Origin of the sequence: Kosakonia pseudosacchari, from assembly GCF_015167415.1 — a bacterium.
In the GTDB taxonomy this organism is placed as follows: domain Bacteria; phylum Pseudomonadota; class Gammaproteobacteria; order Enterobacterales; family Enterobacteriaceae; genus Kosakonia; species Kosakonia pseudosacchari.
The window spans coordinates 1,516,602-1,530,216 of sequence record NZ_CP063425.1; the positions used below are offsets into that span (position 1 = coordinate 1,516,602).

11 protein-coding genes are annotated in these 13,615 nt (G+C 55.9%); 3 read left to right on the forward strand and 8 right to left on the reverse strand.

All coding sequences use genetic code 11. The features are described 5' to 3' along the window. Positions 1-229: 229 nt before the first annotated feature. Positions 230-1,705: an ATP-dependent RNA helicase RhlE gene (gene rhlE / locus IP581_RS07075; RefSeq protein WP_193822126.1), complete on the forward strand. Its 1,476-nt coding sequence runs from the start codon at positions 230-232 to the stop codon at positions 1,703-1,705. Here the strand turns inward: rhlE and IP581_RS07080 are convergent, their stop codons facing one another. The 5 genes from IP581_RS07080 to licT all read right to left on the reverse strand — a co-directional run bounded on the left by IP581_RS07080 (position 1,706) and on the right by licT (position 8,439). Beyond that, positions 1,706-2,659: an alpha/beta hydrolase gene (locus tag IP581_RS07080; RefSeq protein WP_193822127.1), complete on the reverse strand. Its 954-nt coding sequence runs from the start codon at positions 2,657-2,659 to the stop codon at positions 1,706-1,708. A gap of 65 nt (positions 2,660-2,724) precedes the next feature. Beyond that, a complete protein-coding gene (locus IP581_RS07085; RefSeq protein WP_086871699.1) occupies positions 2,725-4,116 on the reverse strand; it encodes a glycoside hydrolase family 1 protein in 1,392 nt (463 codons plus the stop codon). A gap of 9 nt (positions 4,117-4,125) precedes the next feature. Next, positions 4,126-5,598, reverse strand: a complete 1,473-nt coding sequence (locus tag IP581_RS07090) for a glycoside hydrolase family 1 protein (RefSeq protein WP_193822128.1) — start codon at positions 5,596-5,598, stop codon at positions 4,126-4,128. 11 nt (positions 5,599-5,609) lie between these two features. Beyond that, on the reverse strand, positions 5,610-7,448 hold the full coding sequence (locus IP581_RS07095; protein ID WP_193822129.1) for a beta-glucoside-specific PTS transporter subunit IIABC: 1,839 nt from the start codon (positions 7,446-7,448) through the stop codon (positions 5,610-5,612). A gap of 151 nt (positions 7,449-7,599) precedes the next feature. After that, positions 7,600-8,439: a BglG family transcription antiterminator LicT gene (gene licT, locus IP581_RS07100; protein ID WP_193822130.1), complete on the reverse strand. Its 840-nt coding sequence runs from the start codon at positions 8,437-8,439 to the stop codon at positions 7,600-7,602. Between the two features lie 333 nt (positions 8,440-8,772). Here licT and dinG point away from each other — a divergent pair, with 333 nt between their 5' ends. Continuing rightward, complete coding sequence (gene dinG / locus IP581_RS07105) at positions 8,773-10,926, forward strand: ATP-dependent DNA helicase DinG (RefSeq protein WP_193822131.1); 2,154 nt, start codon at positions 8,773-8,775, stop codon at positions 10,924-10,926. Between the two features lie 25 nt (positions 10,927-10,951). Continuing rightward, positions 10,952-11,914, forward strand: coding sequence for a DNA-binding protein YbiB (gene ybiB, locus IP581_RS07110; protein ID WP_193822132.1), 963 nt, complete (start codon positions 10,952-10,954; stop codon positions 11,912-11,914). Positions 11,915-12,027: 113 nt separating this feature from the next. On the opposite strand, the gene ybiJ is transcribed toward ybiB, so the two are convergent. The 3 genes from ybiJ to IP581_RS07125 form a co-directional block, all read right to left on the reverse strand. Then, on the reverse strand, positions 12,028-12,288 hold the full coding sequence (ybiJ, locus tag IP581_RS07115) for a DUF1471 family protein YbiJ (RefSeq protein ID WP_097400679.1): 261 nt from the start codon (positions 12,286-12,288) through the stop codon (positions 12,028-12,030). Between the two features lie 285 nt (positions 12,289-12,573). Further along, the gene (locus IP581_RS07120) at positions 12,574-12,840 is read right to left on the reverse strand and encodes a DksA/TraR family C4-type zinc finger protein (protein ID WP_086871712.1); all 267 of its coding nucleotides are present in this window, start codon (positions 12,838-12,840) and stop codon (positions 12,574-12,576) included. Positions 12,841-12,933: 93 nt separating this feature from the next. After that, positions 12,934-13,548: a flavin reductase family protein gene (locus IP581_RS07125; RefSeq protein ID WP_097400681.1), complete on the reverse strand. Its 615-nt coding sequence runs from the start codon at positions 13,546-13,548 to the stop codon at positions 12,934-12,936. Positions 13,549-13,615 lie beyond the last annotated feature (67 nt).

A 13,615-nucleotide genomic window follows, 5' to 3' on the forward strand; every position in this document is an offset into this window, starting at 1 on the left:
GATGGAAGTTAATCAATCGATTGATTAACTTTATGGCTAAAGTTTAGGCTTGTCCAGTCAGCGGGGCGTTGATATCACGCATTCCGTGCCCGGAGGGATATTTTATGCGTGTGATCACAAAAGCTGATACACTCCGCCCCTTCATGACATTGTGGTTTTTGTCATCAGCCAAATTATTATCTCCTCGAAAACTACACCTGTTCACAGGTCGGGGCGGTGTGGAGTTGTTATGTCTTTTGATGCCCTTGGCCTGAACCCGGAAATCCTGCGCGCTGTTGCCGAGCAGGGTTATCTTCAGCCGACCCCTATTCAGCAGCAGGCTATCCCGGCGGTGCTGCAAGGCCGCGATCTGATGGCAAGCGCCCAGACCGGCACCGGTAAAACGGCCGGTTTTACGCTGCCGCTGTTGCAACGCCTGATTCAAAACGAGCCGCACGCCAAAGGCCGTCGCCCGATCCGCGCGCTGATCTTAACGCCAACCCGTGAACTGGCGGCGCAGGTGGGGGAAAACGTTCAGGCGTACAGCAAATACCTGAATATCCGCTCGCTGGTGGTATTCGGTGGCGTCAGCATTAACCCGCAGATGATGAAGCTGCGCGGCGGCGTTGACATCCTGGTGGCGACACCGGGGCGTCTGCTGGATCTGGAACACCAGAACGCGCTGAAACTCGATAGCGTGGAAATCCTGGTGCTGGACGAAGCCGATCGTATGCTCGATATGGGCTTTATCCACGATATTCGCCGCGTGCTGGCAAAACTGCCGCCGAAGCGTCAGAACCTGCTGTTCTCCGCGACCTTCTCCGATGAGATCAAACAGCTGGCGGAAAAGCTGCTGCGTAATCCGCTGGAGATCGAAGTGGCGCGCCGCAATACCGCCTCTGAGCAGGTGACACAGCATGTGCATTTCGTTGATAAAAAACGCAAACGGGAACTGCTGTCGCAGATGATTGGCGAGGGCAACTGGCAGCAGGTGCTGGTTTTCACCCGTACGAAACACGGCGCTAACCACCTGGCAGAGCAGCTTAATAAAGACGGCATCACCAGCGCGGCGATCCACGGCAATAAAAGCCAGGGCGCGCGTACGCGTGCGCTGGCGGATTTCAAATCTGGCGACATTCGTGTGCTGGTAGCGACCGACATCGCGGCGCGTGGGCTTGACATTGAAGAGCTGCCGCATGTGGTGAACTACGAACTGCCGAACGTGCCGGAAGATTACGTGCACCGTATTGGCCGTACCGGCCGTGCGGCGGCGACCGGCGAAGCGCTGTCGCTGGTATGCGTTGACGAACATAAACTGCTGCGCGATATCGAGCGCCTGCTGAAAAAAGAGATCCCGCGTATTGCCCTTGACGGTTATGAGCCGGATCCGTCGATCAAAGCTGAGCCGATTCAGAATGGTCGCGGCCAGGGCGGTGGTCGTCAGGGCAGTGGTCGCGGGCAGGGCGGCGGTGGCCGTGGTCAGTCTGCGCCGCGCCGCAGTGAAGGCGAAGGACAAAAACCGCGCTCCCCGCGCCGCGCCGAAGGTGGCGCTGCGAAGCAGGAGGGTGGACGCCGTGGTGAAGGTAGTGCGAAGCCAGCGGGCGGGCGCCGCCTTGATGGCGGTGCCGCTAAACCAACAGGTGGACGTCGCCTTGATGGCGGCGCGGCACCGGCGGGCAACCCGTCTCGCCGTCGTCGCCCGCGTAAGCCTTCCGCCGCCGAGTAATTAGCGGTTAAAACGCGCCAGCCAGTTCTGGCGCGTCTCTCTGGCCCTCTGGGCGATGCTCGCCTGCGGGTCGGAATTAAAACCGTGATACGCCCCCGGCCAGACATTCAGCTCCACCTCGACGCCCGCACGCATTAACCGCCGCGCATACGCCATATCTTCATCAAGAAACAGATCCAGCGTGCCAACGCCAATCCAGGTCGGCGGTAGCCCAGCCAGGTCATCGGCGCGCGCCGGTGCGGCATACGGCGATACGTCAACGCTTCCGGGCTCACAGCCAAGCAGCGCACGCCAGCCAAAGGCATTGTTTTCCCGCGTCCAGATAAATTCGCCCGTCACCGGGTTTCGTTCCGTTTCCACGACCGTACGATCATCGAGCATCGGGAACATCAGGTTCTGAAACGCCAGTTTCGGCCCTTTGCGATCGCGCGCCAGTAGCGCCAGCGCGGCGGCAACGCCCGCGCCTGCGCTGTCACCCATCAGGCCGATATTGCTGGCATCGATGCCTAATTGCGCCGCGTTTTCCGCCATCCACACCAGCGCGGCATAGCAGTCATGAAGCGAACCGGGAAAGCGGGTCTCCGGCGAGAGACGGTAATCGACAGAGACCACCACGCAGTCATGATGTGCGGCCGTCGGGCGGGTGAGCGACAAAGATTGTTCCGGGCTGCCAAACAGATGACCGCCGCCATGCATATGCAAGATCCCCATCCGGTTGGTGCGACGTGCCGTGGGGGTGATAACACGCACGCGCACGGCGGGTTCACCGCTGTTACCTGCAATGTGCTGTTCGTGCATCACCAGTGAAAGCCCATCATCAAGATGCATGGCCTGCAGCGCGGCTTGCTGACGCTGCTCGCGTAGGGCGGGAAGTGCGTCGGCTTGCAGTGTGGAAGGTGTACAGGATTGCAGGGTGGGGCGAAGTTCGGGGTCAACCAGATGCCATGTACTCATGCGTAAACCTTTATCATCAACAGGCCAAAATAAGAGAAGCGCCGCAGCGCCTCCCGGTTTTAACCTTACAGCACTTCGCCATTGCTGGCGATAACCTGTTGATACCAGCCAAAACTCTTCTTCTTACTGCGCGTGAGCGTGCCGTTGCCGTCGTTGTCTTTATCGACATAGATAAAGCCGTAGCGTTTTTTCATTTCGCCTGTCCCGGCGCTGACAATGTCGATCGGCCCCCACCACGTGTAACCCATGATGTCACAGCCATCTTCCATGGCTTGCGCCATGGCTTCGATGTGGCGACGACCATAATCGATACGGGCGTCATCGTTAATCTGGCCATTTTCGTCCGGTTCATCCACGCCGCCATAACCGTTTTCAACAATGAACAGCGGCTTACGGTAGCGATCCGCCAGCTCATTACAGACGATGCGAAAACCTTGCGGGTCAATCGGCCAGCCCCATTCGGTTTTCTCCAGATAGGGGTTGTCCAGCCCGGCGGTGCCGCCGGTATCAATGCGGAACTGGCCTCCCGCCTGGTGCAGCACGCTGCGGTAGTAGCTAAAGCCGAGGTAGTCCGAAGGATACTCTGCCAGCAGTTGCAGATCGCCTTCGGCAATCTCCAGTTTTACGCCCAGTTCACGGAACAGACGTGGCGCAAACGCCGGGTAGTGCCCGAACATCATCACATCCGAGAAGAACAGCGAACGGCGGCGCAACTGCATGGTGGAGAAGATATCTTGCGGATTGCTGGTTGCCGGGTAGACGGTGCTCAGCGACAACATGCAGCCGATTTTCGCCTCCGGGATAATCTCATGGCATAACTTGTTGGCCAGCGCGTTGGCGACAAACTGGTGATGATTTGCCTGCCAGATCGCCTGCGCGCCGGCATCGGCATCCACCGCGCCGGTGGCGAACGGCATGCGGTTCATGTTGTTGAGTTCGTTGAAGGTCATCCAGTATTTGACCTTGCCTTTGTAGCGGCGAAATACCGTTTCGCAGTAGCGGCTGAAAAAGTCAATCAACTGGCGGTTCTTCCAGCCGCCATACTCCTGATACAGCGCCAGCGGCGTTTCATAGTGCGAGAGCGTGATAACCGGCTCAATGCCATATTTATGCAGCTCATCAAACAGCGAATCATAAAACGCTAAACCGGCCTCGTTGGGCGTGGTTTCATCGCCGCGCGGGAAAATGCGCGACCAGGCAATCGAGGTGCGAAAACATTTAAAACCCATCTCGGCGAACAGCGCCACGTCCTCTTTGTAACGGTGATAGAAATCTATCGCCTGGTGGCTGGCATAGTAAAGGTTGGGGTCAATCACGGCATCATGTTTGCCGGAGGCGATGCCGCCGCGTACCACATCGGCGATAGACGGCCCTTTGCCGTCTTCGTTCCACGCCCCTTCCGCCTGGTTGGCGGCAATGGCGCCGCCCCATAAAAAATCTTTCGGAAAAACAGACATATCTACTCCTTAATCGGCTAAGTCTTCGCCGTTCGAGGCGATCAGTTTTTTATACCAGTGGTAGCTTTTCTTCAGCGAACGCGCCTGCGTGCCATTGCCCATGTCATCCTGGTCGACATAGATAAAGCCGTAGCGTTTGGAAATCTGCGCCGTACCCGCGCTGACCACGTCAATCGGCCCCCACCAGGTGTAGCCGAACAGATCCACGCCATCGGCGATGGCCTCTTTCATCTGCTCAACGTGCTGGCGCAGGTAATCGATGCGGTAGTCGTCATCGATGGAACCATCCGGGTTGACGGTGTCCACCGCGCCGAGGCCGTTTTCGGCGATAAACAGTGGTTTCTGATAGCGGTCATACAGTTGATTGAGCGCAAGGCGCAGCCCTTTCGGGTCGATTTGCCAGCCCCACTGGCTGGTGGGCAGATACGGGTTGCGAATGCCGCCGGTAACCAGGTTGCCTTCGGTGCCTTCCAGCGTTTCCGGGTGTGCGCTGACGGTGCTCGACATGTAATAACTAAAGGAGACGAAATCCACCGGGTGCTGGCGCAGGATCTCATCATCGCCAACCACTTTTTGCAGCGTCACGCCTTTTTCGGCCAGCATGCGGTCGGTGTAGGCGGGGTAATAACCGTGCGCCTGCACATCACTAAAGAACAGCGATACACGCTGCATCTCTTCGCAGGCTTGCAAATCGTCCGGGTGGCAGGTGTGTGGGTAAAGCATCTGGTAGCTGATCATGCAACCGACCTGCGAGCCGGGAATGATGTTGTGGCAGGCTTTGGTCGCAAGAGCACTGGCAACAAACTGATGATGCGCGCCCTGGTATTTATCCTGCTCCAGATGCGGGTTGTTCTCTTCGATCACGCCCACGCTGACATACGGGTGATGCTTCACGCAGTTGATCTCGTTAAAGGTCATCCAGTACTTCACTTTCTTGCGATAACGAGTGAACACTGTGGTGGCGAAACGCACATAGAAGTCCACTACCTGGCGGTTCGGCCAGCCGCCGTAATCGGTCACCAGCGCCAGCGGCATTTCATAGTGCGAGAGCGACACAATCGGTTCAATACCGTGCGCCAGCAGCGTGTCGAAGACTTCATCGTAAAATTTCAGCCCCGCTTCGTTCGGCGTGGTTTCATCGCCGCGCGGGAAGATGCGCGTCCAGGCAATCGACATACGAAAACAGCCAAAACCCATGCCGGCGAACAGCGCGATATCCTCTTTAAAACGGTGGTAAAAGTCGTTGCCTTTGCGCTTCGGGTAATATTTTTTGCTGTGCGGATCCTGCGCTTCCCGCACCTGCGCATGCGTCATGCCGAGCCACTGGTCGAGCCAGCGCTCACGCGGCGTGTTGCTATCAAAGGTATAAACATCCGAGACGGAAAGCCCTTTGCCGCCTACATTCCACGCACCTTCCAGTTGGTTGGCAGCGGTTGCGCCACCCCATAAAAACCCTTCGGGAAATGCTTTTGAAAATGCCATGTCTCTGCTCCTTACGCCGCGCTTGCGGTCAGTGTGAGAAATGCGTCCCGGCTGGCGACATCGCCATTGGTTTTCACCGGGCTGATATCGCCGTATTGTTCGCTGTTGGTGACCACCACAATCACGCTGGGATCAATGCCTGCGGCCTGCAATGCCGCCAGATCGAAGCTCATCAGCAAATCACCGACTTCGACGTTTTGCCCGGCGACGATGTGGCTGGTGAAGTGTTTACCGCCGAGTTTCACCGTATCAATGCCGATATGAATCAGGATCTCCGCCCCGGTATCGCTTTGCAGCGCCAGCGCGTGATGCGTTTCAAATAGGGATGCCACCGTGCCGTTGACCGGAGAACGCAGCTCGCTGCTGGTGGGATAAATGGCGATCCCTTTGCCGAAAATTTCATCGGCAAACACCGGATCGCTCAGGGTATTGAGCGGTTTCAACTCGCCGCTGACCGGCGCGAAGAGTTTCTCTTCGCTGCGTGCCACCGGCATTGGGCTAACGCCTGCCACGACGGTTTCTTCAAAACCCAGCACCACGGTGACAACCGCCGCGCAGACAAAAGAGATGGCGATGCTGACCAGCGCCCACATAAACGTCGGGCCAACCAGCGCCGGCAGACCGGGCAGACCGCTTAGGGCGAAGGCGTAGGTTTTGACACCCATCGCCATGGCAAAACCGCCGCCGCAGGCACCGCCAATAAGTGCTGCGGCAAACGGGCGTTTATAGCGAATGTTGATGCCGTACATCGCCGGTTCGGTAATACCCATCGCGGCGCTGAAACTGGTGCTCAACGCCAGTGATTTCAGCTTCTTATCGCGAGCGCGCAGGAACACGCCAAATGCCGCGCCCGCCTGTCCGAGGTTGGCGACATAGAAAAGGATTTTGAACGGGTCAAAACCCATGGTGCTGATGTTGTTGATCATAATGGGCACCAGCACATAGTGCATACCGGTGATGATGATCATCGACAGCGTGCCGCCAACCACCACGCCCGCCACAACGCCTGCGTTTTCCACCAGCCAGATAATGCCGCTGGAGAGCGCGTTCCCGGCGAAAATACCCAGTGGGCCGATGGCAATCAGGGTGATGGGCGTGACGATAACCAGGCTGAGCAACGGCACGAACATGGTTTTCAGCACGCCGGGCATCAGGCGATCTATCAGCTTTTCCACCCGGCTAAGCAGCCAGACAGCGAGCAGAATCGGGATCACCGTGGAGGCGTAGTTCACCGTTGGTACTGGCAGGCTCATGAAGGTGATCGCTGCGCCGGATTTAAACAGTGTCTGAATCGCCGGGTGGAAGAGGGCGGCGGCCAGCGCAACGGCCACATAGGGGTTCGCGCCAAACTTACTCGCCGCGCTGAAGGCCAGCGCCAGCGGCATAAAGTAGAACACGCCATCGCTGATGGCGAGCAGTATTTGATACGTCTGATTGCTGGTTTCCAGCCAGTGCATGGCCACCATCAGTGCCAGCACGCCTTTCAGTATACCGGCTCCGGCAATCGCCGGAATGATTGGTGAGAAGATACTGGATAACCCCTCCAGTACCACCGATACCGGGTTGCGGCGTTTTCCTGAGTGCGCTGCGCTGGCGGCAGAGACGCCCGGTAAGGCCGCCAGCAAGGCGTCGCACAGAGGGGCCACGTCATTGCCGATGATGAGTTGATATTGATCGCCGGAAATGTTTACGCCAATCACGCCATCCAGCGCTTCCAGCGCGGCGCGATCGGCTTTGTCGTTATCTTTCAGTAAGAAACGCAAACGGGTGATGCAGTGAAACAGTGACAGAATATTGCCCTTGCCGCCGATCTTATTGATTATCTGCTGCGCGGTATCCTGATAGTTCATGGTCATTCCTCCAGACTGGCACCTGCATGACAGGTGCCATAACAATTACCGGTTATCCACCGGCGCTTTGTTCTTCTGGGGTTTGCCTGATTTAACAGTAACAAGCCTGGAAAGAATTGATACTTTGGGTCGCAGGCGCGACGTGGTTGCCTTACGACTCTATCCGTTGCACCACATTTTCGATATGCACGGTCAGGTAGAGTTTTTCCGAATTGCTCATCGTGTGGTGATAATTTTTGCCGACAAATTCGTTAATTGCGTCAACGCATTTCAGGGTGGTTTGATAACGACGCTGCACCATCGCGAATAACTCTTCGTCGTCATTATTTAACACCACGCCATCAATGACCCGTTGGGCAAAAAACTTTAAATGGGTAATGAAACGCTGGTAATTCAGACTGTGCTCGTCGAGCGGCAGGGTGAAAAAGTATTTAACAATATTCTGTAACTGATAAATAAGCCGCGTAATTTTTGTGGTTTTTCCCATCGTATCGTTCAGCCCGGCATTCACAATATGCAACGCAATACTACAGGCTTCACTGTCGGGTAATAATGTGCCGGTACGCGCGACAATCATGCCGAGCGCCTGGCGGCCAATGGCGTACTCGTCGGTATAGAAATGGCGCACTTCCCACTCTAACGGATTGGGCAAAACTTCATTCTTTTCTGTGCGTTGCAGGGCAAAGTGCAAGTGATCGGCGAGCGTAACGTACAGGCCTTCACTTAATTTATGTGCAAGTGTAGATCGCGCCAGCGCAACAATATCGGCGGTGAGTTGCACTATTTCCACCGGCACTTCACTGACCAGATCTTTAAAACGTGCGGAGACTTGAGAATCCTGCAAATGGAATATTTTTTCGATGGCTTGCGCATCGACGCGCGCACCGCTTTGGGTATTAAACCCTAAGCCGCGCCCGGTCAGAATAACCTCAAGGCCATGCTCATCAATGGCGCTGACAACGTTATTATTTAATATTTGTTTGACCAGCATCGCCAACTCCTGCAAACAAAAACGGGCAAAACGTAAATACAGCAACGAGCGGATGTCGCCCGCATTCTCTGCATTTAGGTTTTGCCCGATATTCGGTAACAAGCGTAATGCAGGTAAAAAACTAGCACCGCCCTAATAAATGATCAACGCGCGAAAGGGCACATTAACGAATGGAACTACCGATTTGTGATCGGCACGGCGAAAAATATCCTGTATCGCTGTGGGGAGAAAAAGGATTCGCGAGGGTGCTCGCGCAAAGGCAAAAAGGGTTACCCTACGGGCGCTAAAAATGCCACAATAGTGGCTGTTTATACAGTATTTCAGGTTCCCCTCATGGCCCTAACCGCCGCGCTAAAAGCGCAGATCGCCGCCTGGTATAAGGCGTTGCAACAACAGATCCCGGACTTTATTCCCCGCGCGCCGCAGCGGCAGATGATTGCTGACGTGGCGAAAACGCTGGCGGGGGAGGAAGGACGTCATCTGGCGATTGAAGCGCCAACCGGCGTGGGGAAAACGCTCTCTTACCTGATTCCGGGCATCGCCATCGCGCGTGAAGAGCAAAAAACGCTGGTGGTCAGCACCGCGAATGTGGCGCTGCAGGATCAGATCTTCAGTAAAGATCTGCCGCTGCTGCGCAAAATCATCCCGGATTTACGCTTTACCGCCGCATTTGGCCGTGGGCGCTATGTCTGCCCGCGCAACCTGGCGGCGCTGGCAAGCAGCGAGCCGAATCAGCAGGATCTGCTGGCATTTCTGGACGATGAACTGACGCCTGGTAACCAGGAGGAGCAGAAACGTTGCGCGGCGTTGAAAGCGGATCTCGACAGCTACAAGTGGGACGGTTTGCGCGATCACACTGACAAGGCGATTAGCGATGATTTGTGGCGACGGCTCAGCACCGATAAAGCCAGTTGCCTGAACCGTAATTGCCATTACTACCGCGAATGCCCCTTTTTTGTCGCACGCCGCGAAATCCAGGAAGCGGAAGTGGTGGTCGCCAACCACGCGCTGGTAATGGCGGCGATGGAGAGCGAGGCGGTGCTGCCGGAGCCAAAAAACCTGCTACTGGTGCTGGATGAAGGCCACCATTTGCCGGATGTGGCGCGCGACGCACTGGAGATGACGGCGGAAATCACCGCCCCCTGGTATCAGCTTCAGCTCGATCTGTTCACCAAACTGGTGGCAACTTGTCTTGAACAGTTTCGCCCGAAAACGCTGCCGCCGCTGGCGACACCGGAACGGCTCAACGCCCATTGCGAGGAGCTTTACGCGCTTATCGCTTCGCTTAACAACATTCTCAACCTTTATCTTCCGGCGGGTCAGGAAGCGGAATATCGCTTTGCAATGGGTGAACTGCCTGACGAAGTGATGGAGATTTGCCAGCGGCTGGCAAAACTCACCGAGATGCTGCGCGGGCTGGCTGAGCTGTTCCTGAATGATTTAAGCGAGAAGACAGGCAGCCACGACATCGTGCGTTTGCATCGAGTGATTTTGCAGATGAACCGCGCGTTGGGCATGTTCGAAAGCCAGAGCAAACTCTGGCGGCTGGCTTCAATGGCGCAGGCGTCCGGTGCGCCGGTAACCAAATGGGTCACCCGTGAGGCGCGTGACGGACAGTTGCATCTGCTCTTCCACTGTGTGGGTATTCGCGTGAGCGATCAGCTGGAAAAGCTGCTCTGGCGCAGCGTACCGCATATCGTCGTGACCTCAGCGACGTTACGTTCACTGAACAGTTTCAATCGTCTGCAGGAGATGAGCGGTTTAAAAGAGAAAGCCGGGGATCGCTTTGTCACGCTTGATTCGCCGTTCAACCATGTTGAGCAGGGAAAAATTGTTATTCCGCAGATGCGCTACGAGCCGCTGATAGAAAACGAAGAGCAGCACATTGCGGAAATGGCCACCTGGTTTCGTGAGCAGGTTGAGAGTAAAGCGCATCCCGGGATGCTGGTGCTTTTTGCCAGCCAGCGCGCGATGCAGCTGTTTTTAACCTATGTCGCGGACTTGCGTTTATTGCTGCTGGTGCAGGGCGATCAGCCGCGCTATCGGCTGGTGGAACTGCACCGCAAACGTATCGATAACGGCGAGCGCAGCGTGCTGGTGGGTTTGCAGTCATTCGCTGAAGGGTTGGATCTCAAAGGCGATTACCTGACGCAGGTGCACATCCATAAAATTGCTTTTCCGCCCATCGACAGCCCGGTGGTGATCACCGAAGGCGAGTGGCTGAAAAGCCTGAATCGCTATCCTTTCGAAGTGCAGAGCCTGCCCAGCGCGTCGTTTAACCTTATCCAGCAAGTAGGAAGGCTGATTCGCAGCCACAGTTGTCGTGGCGAAGTGGTGATTTACGATAAACGGCTACTGACCAAAAACTACGGTAAACGGCTGCTCGACGCGCTACCTGTGTTTCCTATTTCACAACCGGTGATGCCGGACGTTATAGTGAAGAAGCCTGTGAAAAAATCAGAACAGAAGCGTCGCAAACGCCGTTAACGATGTGAGCCCGCAAGGAGTCGCTATGGATTACCGCAAAATCATTAAAGAAATTGGTCGTGGGAAAAACCACGCCCGCGATTTGGATTTCGATACCGCCCGGGGTCTCTACTCGCAGATGCTGAAAGGGGAAGTGCCGGATCTGGAGATGGGCGGCATTTTGATTGCCCTGCGTATTAAAGGGGAAGGGGAAGCGGAAATGCGCGGTTTTTACGAGGCGATGCAACAGCACACCCTGAAACTGACGCCGCCGGTTGCAAAGCCGATGCCGATTGTGATCCCCAGCTATAACGGTGCGCGCAAACAGGCGAACCTGACGCCGCTACTGGCGATTTTGCTCAACAAACTCGGTTTTCCGGTTGTGGTGCACGGCGTTACTGAAGATCCGACGCGCGTGGTGACGGAGAGCATTTTCAAACTGCTGGGTATCGACGCCACGCTGCACGCTGGTCAGGCGCAGGCGAAGCTGGAGGGGCATCAGCCGGTCTACATTCCTGTGAGCGCACTCTGCCCACCGCTGGAAAAACAGCTGGCGATGCGCTGGCGGATGGGCGTGCGCAACAGCGCGCATACGCTGGCGAAGCTGGCAACGCCGTTTGAAAAAGATGCCGCGCTGCGTTTATCCAGCGTTTCGCACCCGGAATACATCACGCGCGTGGCGAAATTCTTTGCCGATATCGGCGGGCGCGGCCTGCTGATGCATGGCACGGAAGGGGAAGTGTATGCCAACCCGCAGCGCTGCCCGCAAATCAACCTGATTGATGCGCAGGGCGAGCGCGTACTTTATGCGCGTGACGATGCGGCAGCGCCAGTAAGTGACGGTGCCGCGAAAGATGCGGAAAGTACGGCGCGCTGGACAGAACGCTGCCTTGCGGGAAGTGAAGCAGTGCCGGAGTCGCTCAAAATTCAGCTTGCCTGCTGCCTGGTGGCAACGGGTGAAGTGGCGACGCTGGAAGCGGGACTGGCGCGGGTTGCACAAAGTTTCTGACAAAAAAAGCCCGTCACATTTCTGGACGGGCAAAACAGGGTAACAACAGGGTTAATGAGGGTGGAGCACCCAGGCAGAGGGTTAATTTGCCCGGGGTAAAACACGGGTTTCGGTTATTTGTAGATAACGGCGGTGCCGCTCAGTTTGTTATTGCCTGTCGCGGACGTGATGCTGTAGCCCGTTGCGCCAGCGGCTTGTGCTTTCTCTGCCAGTTTGGCTTCCAGCCCGTCCAGCGTGGTCGCGCCTTCAGCGGAAACAACACCGATTTTATTCAGATTCTCTGCCTGAGCAGCGGTGACGGATTGTGCCGCAAAAGCACCGAAAGAGAGGGTGGACAACGCGATGGCAGCAACAGCATATTTGATGGTTTTCATGGGTAATATCTCGCAGGTTATTCTGTATAGGGGACAATGTTCCGTCGATGTGATGAGTATCACGGTTTTTGGCGGGAGATAAAATCGAAGAGAATTGACGGCCTTATTCTAAAAAATTGAATAAGGACTAATTTATTGAATTTAAATATATTGAAGGATGAAAATAATGCAATTTACCACCGCTCAGGCTGGCACCCGTTTTTGCGGCACATTTTGCTACGTGCAGGGCGGGATTTTATGGATGTAAAGGCAACCGCTTGCGCTGGTTACATACGTCAGGAAAGGTCAACGTAGCTGGCTGTCTTTCGATCCTCTGCGATTATATCCTGCAAACGTAGAGTTATGTGAATCTTTCTCCTGTTGACAGGTTATGCATAAGCGCACGCCGGGAATCGCTTTACGCCGTGCTTCCGGTATGGGCTCTCCGCACTCTTCGCAAGCCTTTAAACTTTCGCCGGAAGGTAAACCGCTGCGCGCTCGCGCGACCGCATCGTCAATGGTGCTGTCGATTTGCTGTTGCACTGCGCCATCATTTGCCCAACCTGAAGCCATAATCTGTTCTCCCGGACTAAAACTATCATTATAGCAAACGGCCGCGCGGCGCTGATGCCGGGCGAACGGTCACATCCCCGCCCGGCGGGAAGGCTAGCGGTTATCCGGGCGCGTCAAATCGAAACGCTGCGCTTCGCTAATGCCGTAATAGGCTGAAGGGCCACCTGCACGTAACACCGGCTGGGCCTTGGCCGTCTGGTAGATACCGTTTTCCAGCAGCGTTTCATCAATATGCACGGCAACCACTTCACCGAGCACCAGCCAGCTATCAACCGGCGTTCCGTCGGCGGCGGTCAGTTGAATACACTGCGAGAGTCGACACTCAAAATTGACCGGGCTTTCCGCCACGCGTGGCGTCTTGATGATTCGGCTGGCAGCGGGGGTGAGTCCCGCACGGGCAAACTCATCTTCGCCGTGCGGTAAAGAGGCAGACGTTTCATTCATCGGCACAGCCAGCTCACGCGTTGTCAGGTTCCAGACAAACTCTTTGGTTTCGCTAATATTGCGTACGCTGTCTTTCCAGCCGCTGCTGGCAAAGCCGATAATCGGCGGGCGATAATTGAAGCAGTTAAAAAAGCTGTACGGGGCAAGATTTCGTCGGCCTTGTTCATCCAGCGAGGCGATCCAGCCGATGGGGCGCGGGCCAATAATGGCATTCAGGGGATCATGGGGCAGACCATGACCTTTTGCAGGTTCATAAAAATACATAGCGCTTTCCGGTCATTAAAAAACAGATTCTTCAGCCTCACTTATTTACCCGACCAACGTCAACGGG

Bases quoted from the DNA above. Each gene is read 5' to 3' on its own strand.
- IP581_RS07080 (WP_193822127.1), bottom strand. From the start codon at position 2,659: ATGAGTACATGGCATCTGGTTGACCCCGAACTTCGCCCCACCCTGCAA.
- IP581_RS07125 (WP_097400681.1), bottom strand. From the start codon at position 13,548: ATGTATTTTTATGAACCTGCAAAAGGTCATGGTCTGCCCCATGATCCC.
- IP581_RS07120 (WP_086871712.1), bottom strand. From the start codon at position 12,840: ATGGCTTCAGGTTGGGCAAATGATGGCGCAGTGCAACAGCAAATCGAC.
- ybiJ (WP_097400679.1), bottom strand. From the start codon at position 12,288: ATGAAAACCATCAAATATGCTGTTGCTGCCATCGCGTTGTCCACCCTC.
- IP581_RS07095 (WP_193822129.1), bottom strand. From the start codon at position 7,448: ATGAACTATCAGGATACCGCGCAGCAGATAATCAATAAGATCGGCGGC.
- rhlE (WP_193822126.1), top strand. From the start codon at position 230: ATGTCTTTTGATGCCCTTGGCCTGAACCCGGAAATCCTGCGCGCTGTT.
- IP581_RS07085 (WP_086871699.1), bottom strand. From the start codon at position 4,116: ATGTCTGTTTTTCCGAAAGATTTTTTATGGGGCGGCGCCATTGCCGCC.
- licT (WP_193822130.1), bottom strand. From the start codon at position 8,439: ATGCTGGTCAAACAAATATTAAATAATAACGTTGTCAGCGCCATTGAT.
- IP581_RS07090 (WP_193822128.1), bottom strand. From the start codon at position 5,598: ATGGCATTTTCAAAAGCATTTCCCGAAGGGTTTTTATGGGGTGGCGCA.
- dinG (WP_193822131.1), top strand. From the start codon at position 8,773: ATGGCCCTAACCGCCGCGCTAAAAGCGCAGATCGCCGCCTGGTATAAG.
- ybiB (WP_193822132.1), top strand. From the start codon at position 10,952: ATGGATTACCGCAAAATCATTAAAGAAATTGGTCGTGGGAAAAACCAC.